This is a genomic window from Streptomyces sp. NPDC057137 (assembly GCF_042670825.1).
GTDB lineage: Bacteria > Actinomycetota > Actinomycetes > Streptomycetales > Streptomycetaceae > Streptomyces.
Window position 1 is genome coordinate 100,348 of sequence record NZ_JBHUUW010000016.1, and the last position, 25,949, is coordinate 126,296.

Annotated in this window: 24 protein-coding genes and 1 tRNA gene; 11 read left to right on the top strand and 14 right to left on the bottom strand. The window is 70.8% G+C overall.

Annotated elements, in window-relative coordinates; translation table 11 throughout:
* Positions 1-91: 91 nt before the first annotated feature.
* The 4 genes from ACFT9I_RS16130 to ACFT9I_RS16145 form a co-directional block, all read right to left on the bottom strand.
* The gene (locus tag ACFT9I_RS16130) at positions 92-937 is read right to left on the bottom strand and encodes an MBL fold metallo-hydrolase (protein WP_382564643.1); all 846 of its coding nucleotides are present in this window, start codon (positions 935-937) and stop codon (positions 92-94) included.
* Entirely contained in the window at positions 934-1,824 is an 891-nt protein-coding gene (locus ACFT9I_RS16135; RefSeq protein ID WP_382564645.1) for an NUDIX hydrolase, read from the bottom strand. The genes ACFT9I_RS16130 and ACFT9I_RS16135 overlap by 4 nt, the downstream gene beginning before the upstream one ends.
* Before the next feature lie 93 nt (positions 1,825-1,917).
* Positions 1,918-2,388 (bottom strand): RidA family protein, encoded by a 471-nt coding sequence (locus ACFT9I_RS16140; protein WP_382564647.1) that lies wholly within the window; start codon positions 2,386-2,388, stop codon positions 1,918-1,920.
* A complete protein-coding gene (locus ACFT9I_RS16145; RefSeq protein ID WP_354605355.1) occupies positions 2,385-2,546 on the bottom strand; it encodes a DUF4177 domain-containing protein in 162 nt (53 codons plus the stop codon). Before ACFT9I_RS16145 ends, ACFT9I_RS16140 begins: the two co-directional genes overlap by 4 nt.
* A gap of 140 nt (positions 2,547-2,686) precedes the next feature.
* Between ACFT9I_RS16145 and ACFT9I_RS16150 the strand changes: the two genes are divergently transcribed.
* Both ACFT9I_RS16150 and ACFT9I_RS16155 read left to right on the top strand, forming a co-directional pair.
* A complete protein-coding gene (locus ACFT9I_RS16150; RefSeq protein WP_382564649.1) occupies positions 2,687-3,646 on the top strand; it encodes an ArsA family ATPase in 960 nt (319 codons plus the stop codon).
* On the top strand, positions 3,646-5,043 hold the full coding sequence (locus ACFT9I_RS16155) for an ArsA family ATPase (protein ID WP_382564651.1): 1,398 nt from the start codon (positions 3,646-3,648) through the stop codon (positions 5,041-5,043). Before ACFT9I_RS16150 ends, ACFT9I_RS16155 begins: the two co-directional genes overlap by 1 nt.
* 67 nt (positions 5,044-5,110) lie before the next feature.
* On the opposite strand, the gene ACFT9I_RS16160 is transcribed toward ACFT9I_RS16155, so the two are convergent.
* Positions 5,111-5,488 (bottom strand): WhiB family transcriptional regulator, encoded by a 378-nt coding sequence (locus tag ACFT9I_RS16160; protein WP_382564653.1) that lies wholly within the window; start codon positions 5,486-5,488, stop codon positions 5,111-5,113.
* A 434-nt stretch (positions 5,489-5,922) separates the two neighbouring features.
* Between ACFT9I_RS16160 and ACFT9I_RS16165 the strand changes: the two genes are divergently transcribed.
* On the top strand, positions 5,923-8,205 hold the full coding sequence (locus ACFT9I_RS16165) for a transglycosylase domain-containing protein (protein ID WP_382564655.1): 2,283 nt from the start codon (positions 5,923-5,925) through the stop codon (positions 8,203-8,205).
* Positions 8,206-8,280: 75 nt separating this feature from the next.
* Here ACFT9I_RS16165 and ACFT9I_RS16170 read toward each other — a convergent pair whose 3' ends face one another.
* The gene (locus tag ACFT9I_RS16170) at positions 8,281-8,748 is read right to left on the bottom strand and encodes a GatB/YqeY domain-containing protein (RefSeq protein WP_382564657.1); all 468 of its coding nucleotides are present in this window, start codon (positions 8,746-8,748) and stop codon (positions 8,281-8,283) included.
* Between the two features lie 99 nt (positions 8,749-8,847).
* Here ACFT9I_RS16170 and ACFT9I_RS16175 point away from each other — a divergent pair, with 99 nt between their 5' ends.
* The 4 genes from ACFT9I_RS16175 (at position 8,848) to ACFT9I_RS16190 (ending at position 11,389) form a co-directional block, all read left to right on the top strand.
* Positions 8,848-9,786, top strand: coding sequence for a metallophosphoesterase (locus ACFT9I_RS16175; RefSeq protein WP_382564659.1), 939 nt, complete (start codon positions 8,848-8,850; stop codon positions 9,784-9,786).
* A 106-nt stretch (positions 9,787-9,892) separates the two neighbouring features.
* Positions 9,893-9,966: transfer RNA gene (locus ACFT9I_RS16180), tRNA-Pro, on the top strand.
* Positions 9,967-10,245: 279 nt separating this feature from the next.
* Entirely contained in the window at positions 10,246-11,079 is an 834-nt protein-coding gene (locus tag ACFT9I_RS16185) for a PIG-L family deacetylase (protein ID WP_382564661.1), read from the top strand.
* A 31-nt stretch (positions 11,080-11,110) separates the two neighbouring features.
* The gene (locus ACFT9I_RS16190) at positions 11,111-11,389 is read left to right on the top strand and encodes a hypothetical protein (protein ID WP_382564663.1); all 279 of its coding nucleotides are present in this window, start codon (positions 11,111-11,113) and stop codon (positions 11,387-11,389) included.
* Positions 11,390-11,504: 115 nt separating this feature from the next.
* Here ACFT9I_RS16190 and ACFT9I_RS16195 read toward each other — a convergent pair whose 3' ends face one another.
* From ACFT9I_RS16195 to ACFT9I_RS16210, 4 genes are all read right to left on the bottom strand, one after another.
* Positions 11,505-14,474 (bottom strand): hypothetical protein, encoded by a 2,970-nt coding sequence (locus tag ACFT9I_RS16195; RefSeq protein ID WP_382564665.1) that lies wholly within the window; start codon positions 14,472-14,474, stop codon positions 11,505-11,507.
* A complete protein-coding gene (locus tag ACFT9I_RS16200; protein ID WP_382564666.1) occupies positions 14,475-16,388 on the bottom strand; it encodes an HSP90 family protein in 1,914 nt (637 codons plus the stop codon). It abuts the gene before it with no gap.
* 154 nt (positions 16,389-16,542) lie between these two features.
* The gene (locus ACFT9I_RS16205) at positions 16,543-17,487 is read right to left on the bottom strand and encodes a hypothetical protein (protein ID WP_382564668.1); all 945 of its coding nucleotides are present in this window, start codon (positions 17,485-17,487) and stop codon (positions 16,543-16,545) included.
* Between the two features lie 178 nt (positions 17,488-17,665).
* Positions 17,666-18,235 carry a flavoprotein gene (locus ACFT9I_RS16210; protein WP_382564669.1) on the bottom strand — a complete coding sequence of 190 codons (570 nt, stop codon included), beginning with the start codon at positions 18,233-18,235 and terminating at the stop codon, positions 17,666-17,668.
* Positions 18,236-18,344: 109 nt separating this feature from the next.
* Between ACFT9I_RS16210 and ACFT9I_RS16215 the strand changes: the two genes are divergently transcribed.
* Entirely contained in the window at positions 18,345-18,524 is a 180-nt protein-coding gene (locus tag ACFT9I_RS16215) for a hypothetical protein (protein ID WP_382564671.1), read from the top strand.
* Between the two features lie 131 nt (positions 18,525-18,655).
* Here the strand turns inward: ACFT9I_RS16215 and ACFT9I_RS16220 are convergent, their stop codons facing one another.
* Both ACFT9I_RS16220 and ACFT9I_RS16225 read right to left on the bottom strand, forming a co-directional pair.
* Positions 18,656-19,453: an SDR family NAD(P)-dependent oxidoreductase gene (locus ACFT9I_RS16220; RefSeq protein WP_382564672.1), complete on the bottom strand. Its 798-nt coding sequence runs from the start codon at positions 19,451-19,453 to the stop codon at positions 18,656-18,658.
* Positions 19,453-19,845: a nuclear transport factor 2 family protein gene (locus tag ACFT9I_RS16225; protein ID WP_382564673.1), complete on the bottom strand. Its 393-nt coding sequence runs from the start codon at positions 19,843-19,845 to the stop codon at positions 19,453-19,455. The genes ACFT9I_RS16220 and ACFT9I_RS16225 overlap by 1 nt, the downstream gene beginning before the upstream one ends.
* Positions 19,846-19,946: 101 nt before the next feature.
* Here ACFT9I_RS16225 and ACFT9I_RS16230 point away from each other — a divergent pair, with 101 nt between their 5' ends.
* The gene (locus tag ACFT9I_RS16230; RefSeq protein ID WP_382564675.1) at positions 19,947-20,600 is read left to right on the top strand and encodes a TetR/AcrR family transcriptional regulator; all 654 of its coding nucleotides are present in this window, start codon (positions 19,947-19,949) and stop codon (positions 20,598-20,600) included.
* Here the strand turns inward: ACFT9I_RS16230 and ACFT9I_RS16235 are convergent.
* Positions 20,536-21,447: an alpha/beta hydrolase gene (locus ACFT9I_RS16235; protein ID WP_382564677.1), complete on the bottom strand. Its 912-nt coding sequence runs from the start codon at positions 21,445-21,447 to the stop codon at positions 20,536-20,538. The two genes, ACFT9I_RS16230 and ACFT9I_RS16235, sit on opposite strands and share 65 nt — an antisense overlap.
* Before the next feature lie 379 nt (positions 21,448-21,826).
* Here ACFT9I_RS16235 and ACFT9I_RS16240 point away from each other — a divergent pair, with 379 nt between their 5' ends.
* On the top strand, positions 21,827-23,629 hold the full coding sequence (locus ACFT9I_RS16240; RefSeq protein WP_382564679.1) for a S9 family peptidase: 1,803 nt from the start codon (positions 21,827-21,829) through the stop codon (positions 23,627-23,629).
* A gap of 184 nt (positions 23,630-23,813) precedes the next feature.
* Complete coding sequence (locus ACFT9I_RS16245; RefSeq protein ID WP_382564681.1) at positions 23,814-24,566, top strand: SURF1 family protein; 753 nt, start codon at positions 23,814-23,816, stop codon at positions 24,564-24,566.
* 138 nt (positions 24,567-24,704) lie between these two features.
* On the opposite strand, the gene ACFT9I_RS16250 is transcribed toward ACFT9I_RS16245, so the two are convergent.
* On the bottom strand, positions 24,705-25,808 hold the full coding sequence (locus ACFT9I_RS16250; protein ID WP_382564683.1) for a DUF4232 domain-containing protein: 1,104 nt from the start codon (positions 25,806-25,808) through the stop codon (positions 24,705-24,707).
* Between the last annotated feature and the right edge of the window lie 141 nt (positions 25,809-25,949).

Sequence of the window (25,949 nt, forward strand, 5' to 3'; positions counted from 1 at the left end):
TGTACGACTCCGTGAAGGCCGCCCCGCTCCCCGAGCCGGGCGGCCTTCCGCATGCCGCCACGAGGCCGCCACGACCCGCCCCTGAGGGGTCCTACGGCCCGGAGATCAGCCCGTGCTCCCGCAGATACTCCAGCTGCGCCCGCACCGACAGCTCCGCCGCCGGCCACAGGGACCGGTCCACGCCACTGCCTCCGTACACATGCGCCACGATCTCCGCCGCCGAGCGGTAGCCGTTGTCCACCGCCGTCTCGACCTGCGCGAGCCGGCTCGCGCGGTGCGCGAGGTAGTACTCGACCGCGCCCTGGGCGTCCTCCAGTACGGGCCCGTGGCCCGGCAGCACCGTGTGGACGCCGTCGTCGACGGTCAGTGAGCGCAGCCGCCGCAGCGAGTCGACGTAGTCGCCGAGCCTGCCGTCCGGGTGGGCCACCATCGTCGTACCGCGGCCGAGGATGGTGTCGCCCGTCAGCACCGCGCGGTCGGTCGGCAGATGGAAGCAGAGCGAGTCGGAGGTGTGCCCGGGGGTGGCCACGACGCGCAGCTCCAGCCCGCCCTCGGTCACGACGTCACCGGCCGCCAGTCCCTCGTCGCCGAGCCGCAGGGCCGGATCCAGGGCCCGTACGGACGTACGTGTCAGCTCGGCGAAGCGCGCCGCGCCCTCCGCGTGGTCCGGGTGGCCGTGGGTGAGGAGGGTCAGCGCGACGCGCTTGCCCGCCTGCTCGGCGGTGGCGACGACCGCCCGCAGATGCCCCTCGTCGAGCGGGCCGGGATCGATCACGACCGCGAGCGCGGAGTCCGGCTCGGAGACGATCCAGGTGTTCGTGCCGTCGAGGGTCATCGCCGACGCGTTGGGCGCGAGCACGTTGACCGCGCGGGCCGTCGCGGCGCCCGAGAGGACGCCTCCGCGCGGCTGTCCCGGCAGGGCCGCGGCGTCCGTCATCGGTCCCCACCCCCCAGCGGAACACGCAGTGGCACGCGCTTGGTGAACTCGTCCTGGCCCGGCCAGGAGAGCACCACCTCGTCGCCCTCCACCCTCGGCCTGGCCAGCACCGGCGCGAGGTCCCGCCCGGCGGCGGCGGCCAGCGCCTCGGCCGCGGAGCCGTACGGCTGGAGCTGGCGCAGGGTCGCCACGGTGGGAGGCATCATCAGCAGCTCGCCCTCGTCGTATCCGAGTGCCGCGTCGGCGGGCCGGATCCACACCGTCCGGTCGGCCTCTGTAGAAGCGTTGCGCGTACGCTGCCCGGCCGGCAGCGCGGCCACGAAGAACCAGGTGTCGTACCGCTTGGGCTCGAACTCCGGAGTGATCCACCGGGTCCACGCCGCCAGGAGATCGCTGCGCAGGGTCAGCCCGCGCCGGTCCAGAAAGTCAGCGAAGGACAGCTCACGGTCGACGAGAGCGGCCCGGTCGGCCTCCCAGTCGTCCCCCGTGGTGTCGCCGACGACGGTCTCGGCCGTCTCACCGGCCAGCAGGACCCCGGCCTCCTCGTACGTCTCGCGCACCGCGGCACAGACGATGGCCTGCGCGGACGCGGCGTCCACGCCGAGCCGCCCCGCCCACACGTCACGCCCCGGCCCCGCCCAGCGGACGGGCCGGTCGTCGTCGCGCGGGTCGACGCCCCCGCCGGGATACGCGTACGCACCTCCGGCGAAGGCCATGGAGGTGCGGCGGCGCAGCATATGTACGAAGGGCCCGGCGGATCCGTCGACGGCATCACGCAGCAGCATCACGGTCGAGGCCCGCCGTGCGGGGGCAACGCTCAGCTCGCCCTGGGCGAGCGCGCGGATGCGGCCGGACCACTCGGGCGGGAACCACTGACCATTGGGCATGCCGGGATGCTACGGGCTTCCCGGACGATGTTCGAGAGTCACTTCCCGGGGTCGGCGCCGACGACGGCCGGGCCCCGGGCGCGCGCGGACAGATCAGTCCGCGACCAGCTCCACCTGGATCTCGATCTCGACGGGGGCGTCCAGCGGCAGGACGGCGACGCCCACCGCGCTGCGCGCGTGCACGCCCTTGTCGCCGAAGACCTGCCCGAACAGCTCGCTCGCCCCGTTGAGGACGGCCGGCTGGCCCGTGAAGTCCGACGCGGAGGCGACGAACCCCGTGACCTTCACGACGCGCGCGACGCGGTCCAGGTCGCCGGTGACGGACTTCACCGCGGCCAGCGCGTTGAGCGCGCAGACGCGGGCCAGGTCCTTGGCCTCCTCGGGCGTCACCTCGGCGCCGACCTTGCCGGTCACCGGAAGCTTGCCGTCCACCATCGGGAGCTGCCCGGCGGTGTAGACGTACACGCCGGACCGCACGGCCGGCTGATACGCCGCCAGAGGCGGTACGACCTGCGGAACCGTCAGCCCCAGTTCGGCGAGAGCCGCCTCGACCACGCCGCTCACGCGGACCTCTCTCGCTTCAGATAGGCCACCAGCTGCTCGGGGTTGTTCGGCCCCGGAATGACCTGGACGAGCTCCCAGCCGTCCTCGCCCCAGGTGTCCAGAATCTGCTTCGTCGCGTGCACGAGAAGAGGCACCGTCGCGTATTCCCACTTCGTCATGGGCCGACTGTATCCGCACCGCGCGACGACCTCGTACGGAGCCTGCTGAGGTTCTCGAACAGAGCTCGCGGGGGATCTCGTACGGAGCCCGTGGACGACCTCGTGCGTAGCCCGCGGCCCGACTGGTTAGGCTCGAATGTGTGAGCAGGCTCCAGGTCGTCAGCGGCAAGGGCGGCACCGGTAAGACCACGGTCGCCGCGGCCCTCGCGCTCGCCCTCGCGACGGAGGGCAAGCGCACCCTCCTTGTAGAGGTCGAGGGCAGACAGGGCATCGCACAGCTCTTCGAAACGGAGGCTCTTCCTTACGAGGAACGGAAAATCGCCGTCGCCCCTGGCGGCGGCGAGGTGTACGCCCTGGCCATCGACGCCGAGCGCGCGCTCCTCGACTACCTCCAGATGTTCTACAAGCTCGGCAGCGCGGGCCGCGCCCTGAAGAAGCTCGGCGCCATCGACTTCGCCACCACCATCGCGCCGGGCGTGCGGGACGTCCTGCTGACCGGCAAGGCGTGCGAGGCCGTACGCCGCCGGGACAAGCAGGGCAGGTTCGCGTACGACTACGTCGTGATGGACGCCCCGCCCACCGGCCGCATCACGCGCTTCCTGAACGTGAACGACGAGGTGGCCGGGCTGGCCAAGATAGGGCCGATATACAACCAGGCGCAGGCGGTCATGCGGGTGCTCAAGTCGCCGGGCACCGCCGTACACCTGGTGACCCTTCTTGAGGAGATGCCCGTCCAGGAGACCGCCGACGGCATCGGCGAGCTGCGCGGCGCCGAGCTGCCCGTCGGCAAGGTGATCGTGAACATGGTGCGCCCGCACCTCCTCGACGAGGAGGCGGTCAAGGGCGTGGCGGGCGACCGTCGTAAGGAGGTCACCAAGGCGCTCGCGGCGGCCGGCGTGAGCGCGCCCACGAAGCTCGTGGGGCCGCTCCTGGAGCAGGCCGCCGAGCACGCCCAGCGTGTGGAGCTGGAGCGCGAGCAGCGAGCCGTCCTGGCGAAGCTCGGGCTGCCTACGTACGAACTCCCCCTGATCGGCGAGGGCATGGACCTCGCCGGTCTGTACCGCCTGGCGGGGGAGCTACGGAATCTTGGGGAGGCCTGATGACTCTGGACCCGGCGGCGGCCCCGCTCGAAGTCGATCCGCTGCTCGACGACCCGGAGACCCGCATCATCGTGTGCTGCGGCTCCGGCGGCGTCGGCAAGACGACGACGGCGGCGGCTCTCGGCGTACGGGCGGCGGAGCGCGGCCGCAAGGTGGTCGTGCTGACCATCGACCCGGCCCGCAGGCTCGCCCAGTCCATGGGCATCGACTCGCTCGACAACACCCCCCGGCCGGTCAAGGGCATCGAGGGCCCCGGTGAACTGCACGCGATGATGCTCGACATGAAGCGCACCTTCGACGAGATCGTCGAGGCGCACGCGGACCGGGACCGGGCCCGCGCCATCCTGGAGAACCCCTTCTACCAGTCCCTGTCGGCCGGTTTCGCGGGCACGCAGGAGTACATGGCGATGGAGAAGCTGGGGCAGTTGAGGGCCCGCGAGGAGTGGGACCTCATCGTCGTCGACACCCCGCCGTCGCGCTCCGCGCTGGACTTCCTGGACGCGCCGAAGCGGCTGGGCTCGTTCCTGGACGGCAAGTTCATCCGGCTGCTGATGGCCCCGGCGAAGATGGGCGGCCGGGCCGGGATGAAGTTCCTGAACGTCGGGATGTCGATGATGACCGGCACCCTCGGGAAGCTGCTCGGCGGCCAATTCCTGCGCGACGTACAGACGTTCGTCGCGGCCATGGACACGATGTTCGGCGGTTTCCGTACGCGCGCGGACGCGACGTACCGGCTGCTCCAGGCACCCGGCACGGCGTTCCTGGTGGTGGCGGCGCCGGAGCGGGACGCGCTGCGCGAGGCGGCGTACTTCGTGGAGCGGCTGGCCGCCGAGGGGATGCCGCTCGCGGGTCTCGTCCTCAACCGCGTGCACGGCAGCGGCGCTTCCCGGCTGTCGGCCGAGCGGGCGCGGGCCGCCGCAGAAAATCTTGAAGAGGGTCGCATTGTGGATCAGAGCCCCGGGAAGAATGGTGTTCGTGAGGCCGCTGCCCCCGCGGGCTCCTCTCCCGACGCCCCCGAGGCACCCCACACGTCCGAGCCGCACAAGGAATCGCCCCGCGACGAGTCACCCCACGACGAATCGCCCCGATCTCCGCAGTCCACGTCGAAGTCCACGTCGCAGTCCGCATCCCGGCAACTCCCGGACCAGGCACTGGAATCACAGACGTCCGAGCAGCCATCGGTGAATCAGCTGACGGCCGGTCTGCTGCGCCTGCATGCCGAGCGCATGCAGGTGCTCAAGCGTGAGCAGCGCACCCGTGACCGCTTCACCGCGCTTCACCCCGAGGTCCCGGTGGCCGAGGTGGCGGCGCTGCCCGGCGATGTGCACGACCTCGCCGGGCTCCGAACCATCGGCGACCGCCTCGCGGGCGGAAGCGCGGCGACCGGAGCCGCGTGACCGACGGGGTGTTGGGGCGGGCGCGCTTGCCGCCACCCGCTTGCCGCTCGCTGCCGCGTACGGCGGCCTACCCCACCGCCGCCCACGTGTCATCGATGACGTCGACGTAATGGCGTGAGCCGTACGTCTCGTCGTCGTCCTCAAGGCCGGCGGGCAGAATGCCCGCGCTGCGCTCGTACTCGGTGCGTGCGGTTTCGAGCAGCCGTCGCCAAGAGGTGACAGTGGGGCGCCTGCGCAGCAATGCGCGTCGCTCCCGCTCGGTCATTCCGCCCCACACGCCGAATTCGACGCGGTTGTCCAGCGCGTCGGCCAGGCACTCCGTCCGCACCGGGCATCCGGTGCACACCGCCTTGGCCCTGTTCTGCGCTGCGCCCTGTACGAACAATTCATCCGGATCGGTAGTGCGGCATGCTGCCTGCGCACTCCAGTCGGTTACCCAGCCCATCCCGGCGCCGTCCTCTCCCGAATCGAGGCTCCCCCACGGCGGAAGCGGCATATTCACCGCTGCCAGTTGAGGACGTTACGGAAGGTGGGCACAGCGCAACACCCCCTTCGGGCCCAATCTTGAATGGCCCGAACGGACTATGCGTACGCGGCAGATCACCCAGGGGAGTGACCCAGGGACATGCGCGACGAACCCGACAAGTCGGGACGATTCTATTGCGTCACAACGGGCTTCGAATGACGTACAGGGCTAAATCGGACGGCACTTCGGACGGCACTTCACGCAGCACCCTCGGACAACGCTTCCGACATTTCGTGGTTAGCCAGATGTTCACGTCGGGGACTTGATACGAAACCGCACTGCTGTGACAGTTGAGTGCAGCTTAGGCCAGAGCCTTTGTGCGTGTCCGGCGAATGAGAACGTAGGCTGCTGCCATGCCAAAGAAGCGCTCGGGCGGCGGTCTGACCGGGACCCAGCAGGCCGCCAAGTTCGTCGGTGTCAGTGTGCTCGCGGGAGCCGTACTGGCGGGAATCGCCTTGCCCGCCTTCGGAGTTCTGGGCCTGGCGGCCAAGGGGACGGTCGAGGGATTCGACGAGATCCCGGCCAATCTCAAGACGCCGCCGCTCAGCCAGCGCACCACGATCCTCGACAAGGACGGCGGCCCCATCGCCACCGTCTACTCGCGCGACCGCACCGTGGTCCCGCTCACCGACATCTCGCCGTACATGCAGAAGGCGATCGTCGCGATCGAGGACTCGCGCTTCTACGAGCACGGGGCGGTCGACCTCAAGGGCGTTCTGCGCGCGGCCAATCGCAACGCGCAGTCGGGCGGGGTCTCCCAGGGCGCGTCGACCCTCACTCAGCAGTACGTGAAGAACGTCTTCGTCGAGGAGGCCGGCGACGACCCCGACAAGGTCGCCCAGGCCACCCAGCAGACCATCGGCCGCAAGATCCGCGAGCTCAAGTTCGCGATCCAGGTCGAGGAGGAACTGGGCAAGAAGAAGATCCTCGAGAACTACCTGAACATCACCTTCTTCGGACAGCAGGCGTACGGCATCGAGGCCGCCTCGCACCGTTACTTCTCCAAGTCGGCGAAGGACCTGAAGCTGGAGGAGGCGGCGCTGCTGGCGGGCATCGTCCAGTCGCCGAGCCGGTACGACCCGGTGAACGACACGGAGGAGGCGACCAAGCGTCGTAACACCGTGATCCAGCGCATGGCCGATGTGAAGGACATCTCGCAGGCCGAGGCGGACAAGGCCAAGAGCACCAAGATCGACCTGAAGGTCAGCCGCCCCAAGAACGGCTGCATCACGGCGGTCAAGGGCGCGGGCTTCTTCTGTGACTACGTACGGAAGGTGTTCCTCACCGACCCCACCTTCGGCAAGACGCAGGAGGACCGGGCCAAGGTCTGGAACCAGGGCGGTCTGACCGTACGGACGACGCTCGACCCGCAGGCGCAGGACTCGGCGCAGGAGTCGATCAAGAACCACGTCTACAAGACGGACGAGGTCGCCACCGCCCTGTCGATCGTCGAGCCGGGCACCGGCAAGATCCTGGCGATGGGGCAGTCGCGGCCGTACGGCGGCGGCAAGAACGAGACGTACATGAACCTGTCCGTCGACGAGGACATGGGCGGCGGCGCCGGCTACCAGCCGGGCTCGACCTTCAAGCCCATCGTCGCGGCGGCGGCTCTGGAGCAGGGCATCCAGCCGACGCAGTCGTACCCCTCGCCGTACCAGATGGCCTACCCGAGCCCGGTGCAGACCTGCAAGGGTCCGTGGTCGGGCACCGACAAGGTCGAGAACGAGAACGAGACCGAGGTCGGCCCGTACGGGATGAAGGAAGCGACCGCCAAGTCGGTCAACACCTACTACGTACAGCTGATCAGCCAGATCGGCGTCTGCCCGGTGACCGAGCTGGCCAGGAAGATGGGTGTCGAGCGGGCCAACGGCGACCCGATCCAGCAGGTGCCGTCGATCACGCTGGGCACGCAGGAGATGTCGCCGCTGACCATGGCGTCCGGGTACGCGACGTTCGCCAACCGCGGCACGTACTGCACCCCGATCGCCATCTCGTCGATCACCGGTCCGAACGGCAAGGAGATGGACGTCCCGAAGTCGAAATGCTCGCGGGCGATGTCGGAGAAGACGGCCGACACCATCAACACCCTGCTGGAGGGCGTGGTCGAGGACGGTACGGGCCAGGAGGCCGGCCTCGGCAGCAGGCCGAGCGCGGGCAAGACCGGTACGACCGACTTCCGGCTCGCCGCGTGGTTCGTGGGCTACACGCCGAACATGGCGGGTGCGGTGTGGGTCGGCGACCCGCAGCACAAGAAGAAGATGGTGGACATCACCATCGGCGGCCAGTACCACGACAAGGTCTTCGGTGGCGCCGTGCCCGGACCGATCTGGCGCGACGCGATGAGTGGCGCGCTGGACGGCAAGGAAGCGCCGGGGTTCAACACCATCAACATCCCGAATCCTGAGAAGGACAAGGACAAGGGTCGTGACCGTGACCGGCTGGGAGACAACGGCGGGAACGACAACGGCAACGGGGACAACGGCGACAACGGTGGGAACGGCGGCGAAGGGGACGGGAACGGCGACGGAGGCGGGGACGGGGACAACGGCGACGAGGACCCGGGGCAGGGTTCGGGGCAGCCGGGTGACCCGGGCGGGGGCGACAACGGGGGCATCACGTTCCCGGACTTCCCGTAGCCGTAGGACGTAGAAGAGGGGCTCCCGTCGAATCATCGACGGGAGCCCCTCTCGTACGCGTACGGGGTGTCGGCGTCAGCCGGCAGCGAGGCTCCGCTTGACGGCGGCGGCGACGCGACCGCCGTCGGCACGCCCCGCGACCTTCGGACCGACGATCTTCATGACGGCGCCCATCGCGCGCGGCCCTTCGGCGCCGGCGGCCTTCGCCTCGCCCACGGCCTGCGTGACGATCGCGCCGAGCTCGTCGTCGGTCAGCTGCTGCGGCAGATACGCGTCGAGCAGCACACCCTCCGCCTTCTCCCGCTCGGCCTGCTCGGCCCGCCCGCCCTGCGCGAAGGCCTCGGCCGCCTCACGGCGCTTCTTGGCCTCCTTGGCGATCACCTTCTGCACCTCGTCGTCGGACAGCTCGCGCGCCGACTTGCCGGAGACCTCTTCCTTGGAGATCGCGGCGAGGGTCAGCCGAAGGGTGGCGGAGCGCAGCTCGTCGCGTGCCCTGATCGCGGCGATGAGGTCGTCGTGCAGCTTGGACTTGAGCGTGGTCATGCGGACAGTGTGTCAGGTACGCCCCACGGCCCGCCGTTCAGTTTCCGGGGCCCCCGGGGCGGGCCCGGGTGGGCGGCCCGAGTCTGCGACGATGACACCATGCGCGCACGCTACGGAATCCCCCTGAAAGTCACCGCAGGAATCGCGGCCGTCGGCGCGGCCGGCATCGCCTACGCCGCCGGTTTCGAGGCCCGCTCCTTCCGACTGCGACGGGTCTCCGTACCCGTACTCCCCGAAGGCATGCGACCGTTGCGCGTCCTCCAGGTCTCAGACATCCACATGGTGTGCGGCCAGCGCAAGAAACAGCGCTGGCTCCGCTCACTGGCCGGCCTGCGCCCGGACTTCGTGGTGAACACCGGCGACAACCTCTCCGACCCGGAGGGCGTACCGGAGGTGCTCGACGCGCTGGGCCCGCTGATGGAGTTCCCGGGCGTCTACGTCTTCGGCTCCAACGACTACTACGGCCCCGCGCTGCGCAACCCGGCGCGCTACATCTTCGAGAAGGCCCAGGGCAAACACGGCCTGAACGGCAACTCGCCGGCCGTCAACGTCGTCCACAACCCGTGGGAGCCGATGCGCGACGCCTTCGACGAGGCGGGCTGGGTGGGCCTCACCAACGCCCGCGGCCGGCTCAAGATCGACGGCCACGAGATCGCCTTCACGGGCGTCGACGACCCACACATCAAGCGCGACCGTTACGCGGAGGTGTCGGGCGGCCCGGAACAGGACGCGGACCTGTCGATCGGCGTGGTCCACGCCCCGTATCTCCGCATGCTGGAGGCGTTCACGTCGGACGGCTATCCCCTGATCCTGGGCGGCCACACCCACGGCGGCCAGCTCCGCATCCCCTTCTACGGAGCCCTGGTCACCAACTGCGACCTGGACACGGCCCGCGCGCGGGGCCTCTCCACGTACGACGCCGGAGGCCACACGTCGTACCTCCACGTCTCAGCGGGCTGCGGCACGAACCGCTACACCCCGGTCCGCTTCGCCTGCCCCCCGGAGGCCACGCTCCTGACCCTCACCACGCGCCGCTGAGCCCTGCTGCCCGGGCCTGGGGGCCCGCTGCGCGGCACAAAACCGGATTTCGCCTGCGGGCGCCGGTGGGCTAAAGTAATCGATGTCGCAGCGAGACGGGCGACATCGGGGTGTAGCGCAGCTTGGCAGCGCGCTTCGTTCGGGACGAAGAGGTCGTGGGTTCAAATCCCGCCACCCCGACAGCCAAAACAGCAGGTCAAGGGCCTGATCCTCAATGAGGATCAGGCCCTTCCTGCGTCTCCGGTGATCGTTTGCGAATCCGACGACGGAAGGCCGAGCGGCCGTGTCGGGAACAGTCGGTCCGGACTGCGCGGTTGCATGGGGTGAGGGGCCGGCGTCGTACGGGTGGGGAGCGCGGAGACCGTGAGGTTGTCGGCGCTGTCAGGATGCCGGTGCGCCCGGTGTGCACTTGGACCAAGACGTATTTCTGAATGTATTTCTACAGAGGGACTGTTTTTCATGGTTGACCGGCCTTTGACGCTCATGGCAGTACACGCTCACCCCGACGACGAGGCCACCGGAACCGGAGGGATCCTCGCGCGGTATGCGGCGGAAGGCATCCGCACCGTTCTCGTGACCTGTACCGACGGCGGTTGCGGGGACGGACCGGGAGGCGTCAAGCCGGGCGAGCCCGGGCATGATCCGGCGGCCGTCGCCTCGATGCGCCGTCAAGAACTCCAGGCGAGTTGTGACGTCCTGAAGATCGGCGATCTGGAGATGCTGGACTACGCCGACTCCGGGATGATGGGTTGGCCGAGCAACGACGCCCCCGGATCCTTCTGGCGGACCCCCGTGGAGGAGGGCGCTGCCCGGCTCGCGGAACTCATGCGGCACTACCGGCCCGATGTGGTCGTCACCTACGACGAGAACGGCTTTTACGGCCACCCCGACCACATCCAGGCCAACCGCATCACGATGGCGGCGCTGGAAATGGCTGAGCTGACGCCGAAGGTGTACTGGACGACGATGCCCCGCTCGCTGATGCGGCGGTTCGGCGAGACCATGCGCGAGTTCGGGGAGGACATGCCCGAGCCGGATCCCGCCGAGGCCGCCGCGATGGCGGAGATCGGCCTCCCCGACGACGAGATCACCACATGGGTGGACACCACGGCGTTCAGCGGCCAGAAGTTCGACTCGCTGGCCGCGCACGCCAGTCAGGGCGAGAACATCTTCTTCCTCAAAATGGGCAGGGAGAAGTTCGGCGAGTGGATGGGCATGGAGACCTTCGTACGTGTGAAGGACGCCACCGGCGCTGCCGTACCCGAGAACGATCTCTTCGCCGGACTGCGCTGATCCGCTCGGCACCGTACTCAGTGGGGTGGCGATGACGACGTGGTTCCGGAGTTACTGGGACGAGGAAGACACCTGGTTCTACTTCGAGGTGGGCGACGACGATTGGGTCACTCGGCAGGTCGAGCTCCAAGGGCCTGAGCTGCGTCCCGTCGCGGCCGCCCGGGACACGGACTCCGACATGCGGTACGGGATCACCGCCGAAAGGCCCGTCACCGAGTGGGAAGGCCACATGCCGGAACCGCTGACAGGCGAGCGGTTCGAGAGCATCTGGGTCGCCGCGCGAACTCAGCTCGGTGCGCGCTCCGCCTGAGAACCCGTCAACCCGTCGACCCGAGTCGATCGGCAGGTTACAGGAGAACGGTGGCCGGTCCCGGGAAACGCGCGGGGGCGGGGGCCGTGGTGGCCCCCGCCCCCGTCGCTCGCCGTCAGCTCTGGTCGTGCGTCGCGAGATCGGTGCGGAGGTTCGACAGGATCTTCGCCGCGTGGTCGAGGCCCGCCGCCTCGCAGCGCTTGATCGCCGCTGCGAGCCTGGTCATCGCCGCCTGGGGGGAGTTCAGGCCGTTGGCCTCGATCAGCGCGGCGACGCGGATCGCCTCCGCGCGCGGGGTCTCGCCCTGTTCGCCGCCTTCGTCGTAGGCGGCGATGGCGCGCTCCATCTCCGCCAGCGCCTCGCTGAAGCGCTCGGCCGCCGCGAGTGCGCGGGCGCGTTGGTAGGAGGTGGCTCCGGTCTCGTACCAGTGGACGAAGTCCTCGGCGTCCTTCGCGACTGCGGTACGGATCCGGTCCGCCTCGGCGAGATGGGCGAGGGCCGCGTCGATGCCGTCGGATCCTTCGGATGTCATCGTGAGGGCCGCGAACTCGCGCGTCATTTCGGCGATCAGGCCCGCTTGGCCCGCCTGGCCCGCTACCTTTCCGGCGTCAGCCGTGTCCGTCGCGTCGCGGTACGCGAGCAACGCGCGTTCGTACGCGGCGTGGGCCGCGTCCCACCGGTCCGCCCGTGCCAGAGCGACGGCGGATTCCGCGGTGACCAGTGTGTGCGTGGTCTGGTCCTCCCAGGCCGCGGTCGCCTCCGCGAGTCGTACGAACTGTTCGGCGGACGCCTGGTGCTCCTCCAACTCCCGTAGCCCGCGCGCCAGGTTGAGCCGTATCTGCGCGAGCAGCCGATCGTCGAGCGACCCCGAGGCGTCGTCCAGGACCATGGACTCCAGGACCGCCACGGCGTCGGCCTCCTGCCCGGACCGGCCGAGGACGTCGGCGAGTTGGAGACGGGCCTCCGCCGCCGCGTTGTCTTCGCCGTCCCTGTCGAACCGTGCCGCCGCCTCGGACAAGTGCCGCACCGCGCCGGTCAGGTCGCCGGCGTGCGAAGCCCCGTGGCCCAGCAGCATGTGGCTGAACGCGACGGGGAACGACGTGTCGTCGTACCGGGCGGCGCCGGCCATGGCCTGCCGTACCGCCGCCATCGCCTCCTCGGGCTTGTCCTGCTGGAGCAGGATCTGGCCCAGCTGGGCCTCCAGCCGTGGTGCCCGCCAGGGCTTGCCGCTCGCCTCAAGGGCGTCCAGGGCGGTGCGCAGTTCCGCGACCGCCTCGTCCGGTCTGCCGCCGCGGGCCGCGAGGTCGGCGGTATATCTGCGTACGCCGACGCCCAGGTGCGGGATCTCGAACCGGTCCGCCTCCGACAGCGCGGCGGCCACCGCGGCGTCGAACCTCTCACGCGTCGGCGCTGAGACATCGGGTAGTTCCGCCACCGCCTCCGCGTGGGCGGCGAAGGCCCGGCACCCGAGCACCGTCAGGTACTTCTGTCGGGCGTCGGCCTCGTGCGCTGTATCCGTCGCCAGATCCGCCGTCAGCAGTTTTTCGGCCTCGTGCAGCAACTCGTCGAGCACCGACCACTCCGGGAAGTCGCCGCTCTCCTCCGCCGAACGCCACTCGAACGACCTGACACGAGCCCGCGCCGCCAGCGCGTACCACGGCAGATCGGCCTCCCGCTCGAAGATCTCTGCCGCTTCGGCCATGGCGGCATTGGCCTCCGCCCACCGCTCCTTCTCGTACTCGGCGAAGCCGCGCTGCTCGGCCAGTTCGGCCCGCAGCCGGGCCTCCGGGCCCAGCTCCGGATCGTGTACGTGGTCGTCGGCCGCCACGCGTTCGGCGATCCGCTGCCACAGCGCGGTGTCGCCGGGGTGGCCGTCGGCCGCCATCTCCCTGGCCCGGTTCACCAGCGCCACGAAGTCGTCCGGTATCTCCCGTGCGGAGACCGGCGCTGCGGCAGTAACAGGCACGGTCGTGCTCGCAGCCGCTGTCGTCCGCAGCCCCAACGGCAGCGGCTCGGCCAGCAGCGCCGGCTGCGCCAGCCGCTCCCGCCGCCGGTCGCCGACCGCCGTCGTGCCGTTCCGCGCGTCGAAAGCCGTCACCAGGGCGTCCGACTCCCCGCCCACGTGCGCGAGCAGGCTCTCCGCCGTCCAACTCCGCCCGAGCGGACCGGCGACGGTCGTCGTGGCGTACCCGTCCGCGACCAGGCGCGTCAGCAGCACCTCCACTCCGGTGAGGAAACCGAGCAGGGAGAGCGGGGCACCGGTGGTCTCGAAGAGGGCGCGGTTCTCCGCGAGGATCTCCAGGGCCCGGCCCTCGTTGCGGGACAGCGTGCTGAACTCGATGTGCAGGCCCACCTCTTCGGCCAGGCCCGCCTTGCCGCGGGCGAAGCGGTAGCCGGTCAGGTGGTGCGAGCGCGCCTCGTCGACGCGGCCCAGGCGCAGCAGCGGCAGCAGCGCGTGTGCCTGGCTGACGTACGGCTCCTCCGCGCACGTCTGCCCGCCGTCGAAGACCGGCTGCCAGATGTCCAGCGCACGCCGCTCGTCGCCGGAACGCACGTGGTGCAGCGCCCGGTGCCGGGTCTCGCACGCCTCGCAGTCGCTCATCTGCTCGCGGGGCCGGGTCACCCACAGGTCGTACGCCGAGCGGCCGGATCCGATGTGCGCGGCGATCCGGTGGCGCATGGCGGCCACCGGCTGCATCCCGTGTCCGGCCTCGCGGTAGTGGTCGCGCATCTGGTCCGTCCAGCCGCGGATCGCGGCCAGCGGGACCTCGGGCACCTGGAGCAGCGACGTCGTCACCCACTTGAAGCGCCAGAGGACCTGGTTCGCCTCCCACTCGTTGAACGCGTCGGGCTTGTCGTCCTTCAGCTTCAGGATGCGCGCGAAGACGACCGGTGCCTTGCGGTGCTCGCCGCTGTACTCGTACGCGGACATCAGCTCCAGCAGCGCCGTTACGAGGAGGTCGGCCTCCTCGAACTGCTCTGCCGCGTCGACCAGTTCCTCCGCCGTCACGGTGCGGGGCAGGCCGTAGGGGCGGTCGTTGTTCTCGCGCAGCGCGTCGAGAACGGCCGCCGGGGTCTCCAGCATCTACTGCTCCTTCCGGGGCTCGGGCGCGGGGCCCTGGTCGGGGGTGGTGCCCTGCTCGCGGGTGGTGCTGTTGTCGCCGGTGGTGCCCTGGTCGTGCATGGCGTGGGTGAGGAGGCCGATGAAGGCCCGGTTGAGCAGCGCGCTCTCCGCCGCCCGGAGCGGGCGGCGGGTCATCAGCAGGGCCTGCCCGTACAGCGCCTCGACGGCGGTGACGGCCAGCCCGCGCTCGTTGATCGTCGCGGCGCGGCGTACGAGCGGGTTGAGGTGGTTGAGGACCAGCTGCGCGCGGGGTGTCTCGGCCCGTAGCGAGCCGAGGATCTCGGCCCACAGCCCGTCGCTCCCCTCGGCGAGGCCGGCCCGCGTCCGCTCGTGGCGCGCCTCACGGTTGTCCAGCAGCAGGGCGGGGGCCGTTACGGGGTGGAAGCTGCGCAGGACGACGTCGCAGTCGTACGCGCCGATCACCTCACGCGCGATGGCGAGGAACGCCGCCGCGGCCAACTCGGCGGACGGGTCGACCGAGTCCAGGTGCGCGGTGACGGTCGCGGGGTCCAGGTCGGTGACGGCGGTGCCGGGCCGGATCTCGGGGAGGCGGTGCACCAGGTCCCGGTCGTAGGTGTAGCCGCCGTTGACGACGCCCAGGCCCGCCGCGGCGGCGATGGGCGCCACCTGCCGGAACTCCTCGACGCTGCGGGTGACCAGGATCGTGGGGTGCGCGCGGGCGAACTCCTCCAGCGTGACGTTGCCGTCGGTGGTCTCGAACGGCAGCCAGGGCAGCAGCATCCGCAGCAGTTCGTCGTCGTAGCGGGCCAGGGCCTTGACGGCGAGGTGGTGGGTGTCGATGAACCGGTGCAGGAGGGTGGGGTCGCTGGCGGCCAGCCCGGTGAGCCAGTCGCGGATACGGGCGCCGAGGGCGTCCCGGATGGCGGCCAGCGTCTCGTCCTCGTACAGCGCCTCGCGCGAAGCCGTCGGCCGCAGGCTGGTGGCGTCCACGACGCAGCGGACGAAGAACGCCCACTCCGGCAGCAGTTCGGTCGCGCGGTCGGAGAGCAGCATGCCCTTGAGGTGTACGCGATGGCCCGCGCGCTCGGAGGGGCTGACGGCCGTGGGCAGGACGTACGCGACACCGCGCAGACCCGCCGCCGGGAGATCCAGGTCGATGGTGTCGAGCGGGACAAAACCGAAGGTCGTACGGCAGTGCTCGGCCAGCGCGTCACGGCGGGCGAGCGGGGATCCGTGCCGGCGCTCCCAAGGAGGTGTGTCGTTGATCCGGTCGTGGCCGCCGCCGGGGTCGACGACGGTGACCTCGTACGGCAGCAGACCGCCGTAATGCCTTGCCAGCGCGGTCACTTGGTCGGGGCGGGTCCACTCGGTGCCGTCCACGCGGGGCGTCAGCCGTACGGTGGTGCCGGGCTCCGGGTGCTCGTGCGACGGCAGCGTACGGATGGTGTACCGGCCGTCCGAGTGGCCGCGCCACTCCACGACCGGGGCGTCCGGGTGGGCGGCGGACCGGCTGACGACGGTGATCTCGTCGGCGACGACGAAGCAGGCCAGCAGTCCGATCCCGAACTGACCGATGAAGTCCCCGCGCGCGGCTTCGAGTTCGCCTTCGGCGGCGCGCTTGGAGCTGCGCCCGATGGTGGCCAGGAAGGTGTGCACGTCGGCCTCGGACAGCCCGATGCCGGTGTCGGTCACGGTGAGGGTGTCACCGGTGCGGACCGTGATGGTGGCGGGGGCGCCGGGGAAGCGGGCCTGGCGGGCGGTGATCGCGTCGGTGGCGTTCTGGAGCAGCTCGCGGAGGTAGACGCGGGGGCTGGAGTAGAGGTGGTGGGACAACAGGTCCACGAGGCCGCGTAGATCGACCTGGAAGGTGTGGGACGTGTGGTCGGACGTGTGGGACGTCTCGGAACTGGGCACCTGGGAGGCTTCCTTGGCAAGGGGTGAGGGTCGGGAGGTGGTGGGTGGCCGGGGGCGAATACGGCCCCGGGCGGGTGATCGGGCGGGCTCGGCGGACCGACCGGCCCAGTGGGCCGGCCCAGGGGCGTCGCGCACGCTCAGCCGTGGCGCGCGATCAGCCGCCGGCCTTGTCACGCCACTTGCCGAAGGCCTTCGTCGCGTCATTGCTGATGTACTGCCAGGGGAAATTCGTGACACGCCCCTCAAGGGCGTTGAAGAATTCCGCCGCGGCCTTCTTCTCGCCGGCCAGTGAGAAGGCCATGGCGAAGGTGTTGAACGTGGAGACCCAGTCGCGCGGACGCTCGTAGGCGGGGTGCCGTACGGAACGGTCCGCGGCCTCGTGCAGTTCGGCGACGACATCGGGGCGACGTATGTACGCCCTGTCCTCGCCCCCGTCGAGGTCGAGCCAGTGCTCCAGGTGGGCGAGCGCGACGAGTTCACCGAGGGGGCTGCCCTCGGGGCCCTTCAGCATCGACGTACGGGCGAACCCGTGCATCCCCTCGTGCGAGCCGCTCCACTTGGCGCACACCTGCTGCAACTGCTGCTCGTGCGCCCCCGGATGCCCGGGACAGCGGCTGACGGCCGCCTCGAAACGAAGCCGTGCGGCCTCCTGCCCGACCTGGAGTCCGCGCCCGGCCATCTGGAGGAAGTACCACGGCGCGACCCAGTCCGGCTCGCGCTCCGCCACCTCGTACAACTCCTCCTCGGCGACGCGCAACCGCTCGTGGAAGGTCTTGAACTGATCCCGCGAGACGTGCTTCGCCCGCAACGCGGTCCGCGCCTCCCACGCCCAACTGACCCTGCGGGCACCCGACACGAGCAACGCGAGTGTCGACTCCGGCTCCGCGGCGATCACCGCCGGGATCCACCGCTCGATCCCTTCGACATCCACGACCGCCGCCAACAGCCAGGTGCGCTCCTGCCCGTCGGGTATCCCGGCCAGCCGCTCCCGCAACGCGGGCCAGTCCCGCCTCATGGCGGCGGCGCGCATCCGCGCCAGATCCGGATCCCAACTGTCCGCGTCCAGACGCGGCGCGGGTCTGGTAAAACGCCCGAACAAGCCCACAACGGCCCCCTCATGCCTGATACGTCGCGCCCCCCTGGGCAACGGCCGCAGATCGATATCCCCTGGGAAGTGATTATCACGTCCCACTGACAGAGCACCACGAACTATCCGGTCCCGGGGTGCGACGTACGAACCGCCCGTCCGGGGACGTTGCGTCAGGGCAGCCAGGCCGTCAGGCCGTCGCGCTGTCCACAGCCCGCAGGATCGCCTCCCAGGGGAGTTCGCGGGGCGGCGGGTCCGCGTCGGGCTCGTGGAGGGGCCAGACTTCGGGGCCCTGGATCAGGTGGGCGCCGGACTGGGTGAGGTGGGTGAGGTGGGTGGGCCAGGCGGGGTGGCGGGCGTGGGAGGCGTTGATGTGGGGGAAGACGATCACCGGGAGGTTGGGGGTGCCCAGGGCTTCCGTGAGGTGGGTGAGGGCCTGGTTGTCGGCGATGCCCAGGGCGAGTTTGGCGACCGTGTTGGCCGTTGCCGGGGCCGCCACGTAGCAGTTCGCCGGGGGGTGCGGGCGGGGCTCCGTGGGGAGGCGGGGGTGGTCGCGGACCGGGAGGCCGGTCAAGGTTTCGAGGCGGGTCCACTCGCCGCTCGCCCGGAGCCAGCGGCCCGCCGTGGGGGTCAGCGTGACCGCCACCCGCCAGCCGCGGGCCATCGCCGGTTCGACCAGGCCGGTGCGGAGCGAATCCACCCCGCCGGCCGCCGACGCCACCACTCCCAGGACGCCGCGGGGCGTACGCGCTTCGCTCATCGGCACAGTCTCGCAGGACTGGGGGCGCCCTTCCGGGGCACACGGTCGGCAACGTCACAACCACCGTCATTCCGGGCGGGGTTGGTCGTACACCGGCAGGAGAGAGCGAATGCTCGCAATAGCGGCGGCTGTGGTCTTTTTCATCGCCTTCATCATCAACGCCACCGAGACGTCGACCGAGGTCATCTTCGGTACGACGAGTCTCACCCTCGTCGGACTCACCCTCGCCGCACTGCACCTGGCCGGCGTCGGGGCGGCAGTGCAGGCACGGCGTGGTCGGCGGCGCTGACCACCCCGCCTGTGCCCGGCGGTTACGCCGCGAAGCCCCAGCCCTGCCCCTCCAGGAACAGCGTCCCCGTGTCGCGCTGGGGCTCGGCGAGGTGGTCCGTGGTCGTCACCTCGTCCTTGTCCTTCGGGGCGTCAGCGCTTGCGCAGGCGCAGCGACGTCCAGCTCGCGTCGGCCGTCCAGCCGCCGTCGACCGGCAGCGCGGCGCCGTTCACGAAACCGCTCCGTGCCGGGTCCGCCAGGAACGCCACCGCCTGGGCGATATCGTCCGGCGCGGCGAACCGCCCCATCGGTACCCGTTCCTCGATGTCCTCGTCCGTGTAGCCGCCGGACGCCTGGTCGGCGGCGTCCATCTCCGTCTTCACCCAGCCGGGGCAGACCGCGTTGACCCGTACTCCCCTGCCGCCCCACTCCCCCGCCAGCGTGCGCGTGAGGCCGATCAGGCCGTGCTTGCTCGCGTTGTACGCCGCGCGGTCGGAGACGCCGTGCAGTCCGGCGATCGACGCGATGTTGACGATCGAGCCGCCGCCCGCGTCGAGCATCAGCCGGCCCACCGCGCGGGACAGCAGGAACGGGCCGGTGAGATTGACGTCCAGGACGCGCCGCCACTGGTCGGCCGTGGTCTCCTCGGCCGGGACGAGCAGGGAGACACCCGCGTTGTTGACGAGCACGTCGGCATGGCCGAAGCGCTCGCGGACCTGGGCGGCGAGCCCGGTCACGTACGCCTCCGACGCGACGTCCCCGACCACGGCCACGGCGTCCGCCCCGGCCGCGCGGACGGCGGCGATGGTGTCCACCGGGTCCACGATGTCGGCCAGGACCAGTGCGTATCCCTCCGCTGCCAGGACCTCGGCCACCCGGCGGCCGATGCCCTGGGCCACACCCGTCACCACGGCCACGCCACGCGTGTCGCCACCTGCGAGTTCAGTCATCAGTAACGCTCCACCAGATGCTCGCGGCCCACCGGAGGCTCGTACGGCTCCGGCCAGAAGTCCGTGACCGCCGCTATCCGGCCCTCGGCGTCGCCCGTGAAGAAACTGACCGCGGACATCTCCTGCACCGTCTCCTCCCCGCCCACCGTGACACGCAGCCACGTCACCACCTGCCGGGTGTCCGGATCGGCCACGATCCGTTCCGTACGCACCCGCCAGTCCCCCGGATACTCCTGGTTGAAGCGCAGATACGTCCCCTTGCCGCGAATCCGCTCGCGCGTCTGCGGCAGGTCGTAGACGACATCGTCCGCGAGGGTGTCGGCGAACGTCGTCCAGTCGCGGGCGTCCGCGGCGGCCCAGTACGTCTCCACCGTTCTCCGAAGCTCGGTCATACCCAGAGTCTGCACCGCGCCACTGACAATCGGCCGTCGTCGAGAGCCCGCCCACGGCGCGAGCAATGACCGCACGGTCGTTCGGTTAGTACACTGGGCGTGTGACAGCCACAAGCACCGACGGACGCATCGCGCGCGGGAACCAGACCCGTCAACTGATCCTGAAGCACACCGTCCGGATCGCCTCGGTCGAAGGCCTCGGGGCCCTGTCGCTCGGCCGGCTGGCCGGGGAGCTGGAGCTGAGCAAGAGCGGGGTGTTCGCCCTGTTCGGCTCCAAGGAGGAGCTTCAGCTCGCCACCGTGCGCGCCGCCGCCAAGGTGTACGTCGACCATGTCGTCCGGCCCGTCCTGGACATGCCCGCCGGGCTCGCCCGGGTGCGGCGGCTGTGCGACGGGTGGCTCACCTACTCCGAGAGCCGGGTCTTTCCCGGCGGCTGCTTCTTCTACTCGGTCTCGGCCGAGTACGACGCACGCGAGGGCAAGGTCCACGACGCCGTGGCGCGGGCGCGCCTCGACTGGACCGCGTTCGTGGGGCAGAACATCGAGGACGCCAAACAGGCGGGCGAGGTTACGGCCGACACCGACGTCCCCCAGCTCACCTTCGAGATCGTGTCGCTCCTCGAAGGCGCCAACGCCGAGTCCGTCCTGCACGACGACTTCAGCTGCTACGCCAAGGCCGCCAAGGCCGTTCTCAACCGGCTGCGGGCAGTGGCGACGGATCCGGCCGGGCCGGCGCTCGCGCCGCCCACTCCCTGACCACGAAGTCCCTTACGGATGACACGACTTGCGGGTCACCGAGTATCCGCCGGTGGCCGAGCCCCCGCGTGACGACCAGCTCCGCCCGATCGCCCAACGTGTCGGCGAGGGCGCGCGAGTGGGCCGGATCGACCATGTCGTCGTCCTCGTCGTGGACGACCAGGACCGACAGCGGCCGCCCTACCTCCGCCACAGTGCGCGGGACCGCGAAACGCGACCAGATGTCCCCCTCGCCGGGGAACAACTCCCGTTCGATACGCCTGCGAAGCCCGGCGTTCAGCCGTGCCCGCAGCCCCAGCCGCGCGCAGAACCCGTCCACCAGATACCCGAAGTCGGGCACCCCGCTGATCGCCACAACACGCTCCGTCCGCAGGCCGCCGTCCCGGAGCGCGAGGAACGTCGCGGTGACCCCGAGGGAGTGCGCCACGACCACCTCGAACGGTCCGTGCTCGCCGTCCAGCGCCCAGGCGATGTCGCGCAGATCGACGATCGTCATGCTCTCGCCGGCGCCTTCGCCGTGGCCGGGCGCGTCGAAGGCGACCGGGCTGAGGCCGAGGTCCAGCAGTTCGGAGACCAGCGCGGCGAAGCGTGAGCCGCGCGACTCCCAGCCGTGCACCAGCAGCACCGGGCGTTCACCCGTCCCCCACCGGTAACTGACGGCCTTCTCCCCGCCGACGGCGACCTCTCCCACCTCGGCCCGCTCCATCACCGGGCGCTCGTCGGGCCGGAGGCGGCTGCGGCCGCGCGGCTTCCTGAAGAGGCGGAAGGCAGCCCGGCCGGCGAGGCCCGGTGACACGTAGGACGCGCTGTTCAGGGCCGTACGGACAGCTGTCGTCGTGAAGTCCATGCCACGTTCTCCTCAAGTCGGGTGCCGGGATATTAGCACGACCGTTCGGCTAGTTTTCTGTAGAAACTGAACGTACGGTCGTGCTAACGACTCGACGGAAGGCGGCAGGCACCCATGGGGCCCAATCAGGAGTTCAAGGACGAGCTGGACAGTCTCATCGACCACCAACTCCTTCCGGAGGAGCGCGACTTCAGCCGCGTGCCGCCTTCGGCCCAGCGCGGACGCCTGCGCGGACGCCAGCGCGGACGCCAGCGCGGACGCCTGCGTGGGCGTCTACGTGGGCGCCTGCGTGAACACCGGTGCACTACGGCCGGCCGTTCGACCTCGTACTGGCTCGGACGCCCTGAACGGCGGGTCCGCAAGCAGCAGAATGGGGCGCATGACTGAGAAGAACGATCACGAGCCGCACAACGCCTCGGCACCCGACTGGGAGAAGCGTTTCCGGGCGCCCCGCGTCTCGCTCCCCGACTGGGCCGAGGACGCCCCCGACCGTTCGCTGTTCGTGTCCAACGCGACGGGGACGTACGAGCTGTACGCGTGGGACCGCGCCACCGGCGCCCAGCGGCAGGCCACCGACCGCCCCAACGGCACCACGGACGGCGTGCTGACTCCCGACGGCCGGTGGATCTGGTGGTTCAGCGACACCGACGGCGACGAGTTCGGCGTCTGGAAGCGACAGCCGTTCGGTGGCGGCCCCGACGAGGACGCGGCGCCCGGCATCGAGCCGGCGTACCCCAGCGGGCTCGCCCTCGGTCGTGACGGGACGGCGGTCGTCGGCTGCTCCACCGACGAGGACGGCTCCACGATCCATGTCCTGCCGCCCGGCGGCACCCCCGTCGAGATCTACCGGCACCGCGAGTCGGCCGGCGTCGGCGACCTGTCGCACGACGGGACGCTCATCGCCGTCGAGCACACCGAGCACGGCGACGCGATGCACTCCGCGCTGCGCGTGGTCCGCCTCGACGGTACGACGGTCGCCGAGCTGGACGACACCAAGGGCGGCGCGCTCGAACTCGGCCTGTCCGTCCTCGGTTTCGCCCCGGTCGACGGCGACACCCGTCTCCTCGTCGGGCATCAGCGGCGCGGTCGCTGGGAGCCGATCGTGTGGGACGTGGCGACGGGCGAGGAGACCGATCTGGCGATCGAGCTGCCCGGAGACGTATCGGCCGAGTGGTATCCGGACGGGTCCGCGCTGCTGATCGTGCACAGCTTCGAGGCGCGCAGCGAACTGCGGCGCTACGACTTCGCGCGGCGCGAGCTGATCGAGGTCGAGACGCCCGCCGGGACGGTGTCCGGGGCGACGGCCAGGCCCGACGGCGCGGTGGAGTACCTGTGGTCGTCGGCGGCCCGCCCGCCGGTGGTGCGGTCCACGTCGGGCGAGGTCGTGCTGGACCCGCCGGGGGCGAAGGCGCCCGGGTCGGTGCCGGTGACGGACGTGTGGGTGGACGGGCCCGGCGGCCGTATCCACGCGCTGGTGCAGCGGCCCGCGGGCGAGGGTCCGTTCCCGACGGTCTTCGAGATCCACGGCGGGCCGACCGCGCACGACCGGGACTCCTTCGCGGCGGGGCCCGCGGCCTGGGTGGACCACGGTTACGCGGTCGTACGCGTCAACTACCGCGGCTCCACCGGCTACGGCCGCGAGTGGACCGACGCGCTCAAGCACCGCGTCGGCCTGATCGAGCTGGAGGACATCGCGGCCGTGCGCGAGTGGGCGGTGTCGTCGGGTCTCGCGGACCCGGCGAAGCTCGTGCTCTCCGGCGGCTCGTGGGGCGGCTATCTGACGCTGCTCGGCCTCGGCACCCAGCCGGACGCGTGGGCGGTGGGGCTGGCGGCCGTACCGGTGGCCGACTACGTCACCGCGTACCACGACGAGATGGAGGCCCTGAAGTCCATGGACCGCACGCTGCTCGGGGGTACGCCGGAGGAGGTCCCGGAGCGGTACGAGGCGTCGTCACCGCTGACGTACGTCGACGCGGTACGCGCGCCGGTCTACATCTCGGCCGGCCTGAACGACCCGCGCTGCCCCATCCAGCAGGTGGAGAACTACGTCGACCGCCTGTCGGCACGCGGCGCGCCGCACGAGGTGTACCGGTACGACGCGGGCCACGGCTCCCTGGTGGTCGAGGAGCGGATCAAGCAGGTCGCCCTGGAGCTGGACTTCGCGGAGCGGCACATTCGGTAGGCGTTCGCCTGGGCCCGTTCCCGGGTCCCCGATCGCCGGGCGGGCCGCGAATACCGCCCGTCCGGCGACGGAGGACCGGCGGAAGGCCGACGGAGGACCGACGGAGGACCGCAGAGGGGACACGGAGGCCGCGGAGGACCAACCCGCCCCACGGGTCCCCGGGCCCGCTGCGTACCGTAGAGGGGTGTACCGGTTCCTGCTGACGCCCCGGTGGTGGGGCATCAATGTCTTCGTGCTGCTGGCCATCCCCTTCTGCATCTTCATGGGGACCTGGCAGCTCGGCCGTTTCGAGGACCGCGTCGACTCGCATCGGAGCGCCGAGTCCGCGCCCGATCCGGGCAAGCGGGCCGCCGCGCCGCTCGCGGAGCTGCTGCCCGTCGACCAGGCGACCTCCGGTCGGCACGCCACGGCGAGTGGTACGTACGCGGACCAACTCGTCGTACCGAAGCGGGAGTTGGACGACAAGTCCGGCTCGTACATACTGGCGCTCCTGCGGACCGACAGTGGCCGGGCGCTGCCCGTCGTACGCGGCTGGCTGCCGGCCGGTGAGGCCGTACCCCCCGCCCCGAAGGGCGAGGTCACCGTGACCGGCGCGCTTCAGGCCCCGGAGAACGCGGGCACCGACGGCGCCGACTCCCGCGGCGGCCTGCCGAGCGGACAGGTCGGCATCATCAGCGGGGCGTCGCTGGTCAATCTCGTGCCCTACGAGGTGTACGACGCCTGGGTCACCCTCACCGAGCCCGAGGACGGGCTGACGCCCGTACCGGCGCGGGCGCCGCAGGGCAGTGGGCTGGATCTGAAGGCGTTCCAGAACCTCGGTTACACGGGCGAGTGGTTCGTCTTCGTCGCGTTCGTGCTCTTCATGTGGTTCCGGCTGTTCCGGCGCGAGACGGAAGCGGTCAAGGACCGCGCGCTGGGCCTGGAGACGGCCGCGTAGCACCGGCCGGCGCGGGAGTCCGGCGCGGGGAGTCCGGTGCGGGGACGGGGACTGCGGGGACCGGCACCGGGGCGCTTCACCGGATCGCATCACCTGGTCCCACCGCCCGGCCCGGTGGCCGGGCCGACCCGCACGTCGTCACGACGCTTCCAGCACGCCCGTCCGGTAGATCGTCCCCGCGCACGCGTTCTCGATCGTCGTCGTCGCCGCCGGTTCCGAGCCGGACTCCGGGGTGTGTACGACGTCGATGCTGCCGTCCTCGGGTCCCTCCTCGCTGCCGAGCTGCGGGGACGGCTGCTCGATCGGCGTCGATCCGGTGCCGTTCGTCGCGCCGCCCAGGTCGCCGTCCGAGGGCGAGGGGTTCGGTGACGGCTCCCCGGTCGGACAGGTGTCGGTCGGCACCCAGGCGAACATCACCTCGTACGCCCCCGAGGGCGGCAGCACCAGGCTGGTCGACTCCATCGACGGGTCGGGCAGACCGCTCGCGGGGTCGCCCGGGGTGTGGTCCACCACTTCGATCTTGCTCGGGTCGGCGGCGCCCGTCGTCAGGAAGCCGACGGAACCGTGGCCGCTGACCGAGCAGTCGGTGCCGGAGGCGTTGGAGATGCGGAACCGGCCGTACACCGTGCCGTCGGCCTGCGGTTCGCCCGCGTCCGCCGTCACATCGAGCTGGCTCGCGTCGCACGTGGCGGTGGAGCTGGTGAAGCTGCTCTCCGGATCGCCGCCGCCACCACCGGACGTACCGCCCGTGTTCCCACCGTCGCTCGTCTCGGGCTTGTCCTTGTCGCCCGAGCCGTCCTTCCCGCTGTCCGTCTTGTCCGACGGGTCGGTGCCGTCCTTCTCACTGTCTTTCGGGCCGCCGTCGGAGCCGGTGCCGCCCTGGACCTGCTCCCCGTGGCCCACGTTGAAAGACTTGTCGTCCGACGAGCTGCCGGTGTTCGCGACATGAACGAAGGCGGGCACCGCCGTACTGATCAGGAGCGCCGCCGCCGCGACACCCACGAAGGCCTGGCGCTTGCGCGCGCGCCTCGCGGGCACCGCCCTGCGCAGGTGGTCGAGGGCTCCGGCGGAGGGCTCGATCTCCTGGACGGCACCGTGCAGGAGCCGGCGCAGCGCCAGCTCGTCGTCGATCCCGCCGCCGTCTGCCCCACCGTCACCACTACTGCCACCGGCACTACCGCCGACACCGGCACCGGCACCGGCACCGCCGAAGAGCGCGGCGAGGGGCTGGGACTGAGTCACATCTGCTGGGGGGTGGGGGTCACTGTCGGCGGCGTCTTCCGCGCCCCGCGTGCCGTCGGCCACACTGTGGAGGTCTCCGCCCGGTTCTTCTTCCGGCCCGTTGTTCACAGTTCCATTTCCAGTCGACGTAGCTGTCGGACC

What these genes read in the sequence shown, in the direction of transcription:
- ACFT9I_RS16170 (WP_382564657.1), bottom strand. Translation starts at nt 8,748, where the DNA reads ATGACCACGCTCAAGTCCAAGCTGCACGACGACCTCATCGCCGCGATC.
- ACFT9I_RS16165 (WP_382564655.1), top strand. Translation starts at nt 5,923, where the DNA reads ATGCCAAAGAAGCGCTCGGGCGGCGGTCTGACCGGGACCCAGCAGGCC.
- ACFT9I_RS16225 (WP_382564673.1), bottom strand. Translation starts at nt 19,845, where the DNA reads ATGACCGAGCTTCGGAGAACGGTGGAGACGTACTGGGCCGCCGCGGAC.
- ACFT9I_RS16235 (WP_382564677.1), bottom strand. Translation starts at nt 21,447, where the DNA reads ATGGACTTCACGACGACAGCTGTCCGTACGGCCCTGAACAGCGCGTCC.
- ACFT9I_RS16135 (WP_382564645.1), bottom strand. Translation starts at nt 1,824, where the DNA reads ATGCCCAATGGTCAGTGGTTCCCGCCCGAGTGGTCCGGCCGCATCCGC.
- ACFT9I_RS16155 (WP_382564651.1), top strand. Translation starts at nt 3,646, where the DNA reads ATGACTCTGGACCCGGCGGCGGCCCCGCTCGAAGTCGATCCGCTGCTC.
- ACFT9I_RS16220 (WP_382564672.1), bottom strand. Translation starts at nt 19,453, where the DNA reads ATGACTGAACTCGCAGGTGGCGACACGCGTGGCGTGGCCGTGGTGACG.
- ACFT9I_RS16195 (WP_382564665.1), bottom strand. Translation starts at nt 14,474, where the DNA reads ATGCTGGAGACCCCGGCGGCCGTTCTCGACGCGCTGCGCGAGAACAAC.
- ACFT9I_RS16175 (WP_382564659.1), top strand. Translation starts at nt 8,848, where the DNA reads ATGCGCGCACGCTACGGAATCCCCCTGAAAGTCACCGCAGGAATCGCG.
- ACFT9I_RS16210 (WP_382564669.1), bottom strand. Translation starts at nt 18,235, where the DNA reads ATGAGCGAAGCGCGTACGCCCCGCGGCGTCCTGGGAGTGGTGGCGTCG.
- ACFT9I_RS16130 (WP_382564643.1), bottom strand. Translation starts at nt 937, where the DNA reads ATGACGGACGCCGCGGCCCTGCCGGGACAGCCGCGCGGAGGCGTCCTC.
- ACFT9I_RS16160 (WP_382564653.1), bottom strand. Translation starts at nt 5,488, where the DNA reads ATGGGCTGGGTAACCGACTGGAGTGCGCAGGCAGCATGCCGCACTACC.
- ACFT9I_RS16215 (WP_382564671.1), top strand. Translation starts at nt 18,345, where the DNA reads ATGCTCGCAATAGCGGCGGCTGTGGTCTTTTTCATCGCCTTCATCATC.
- ACFT9I_RS16240 (WP_382564679.1), top strand. Translation starts at nt 21,827, where the DNA reads ATGACTGAGAAGAACGATCACGAGCCGCACAACGCCTCGGCACCCGAC.
- ACFT9I_RS16185 (WP_382564661.1), top strand. Translation starts at nt 10,246, where the DNA reads ATGGTTGACCGGCCTTTGACGCTCATGGCAGTACACGCTCACCCCGAC.
- ACFT9I_RS16145 (WP_354605355.1), bottom strand. Translation starts at nt 2,546, where the DNA reads ATGACGAAGTGGGAATACGCGACGGTGCCTCTTCTCGTGCACGCGACG.
- ACFT9I_RS16190 (WP_382564663.1), top strand. Translation starts at nt 11,111, where the DNA reads ATGACGACGTGGTTCCGGAGTTACTGGGACGAGGAAGACACCTGGTTC.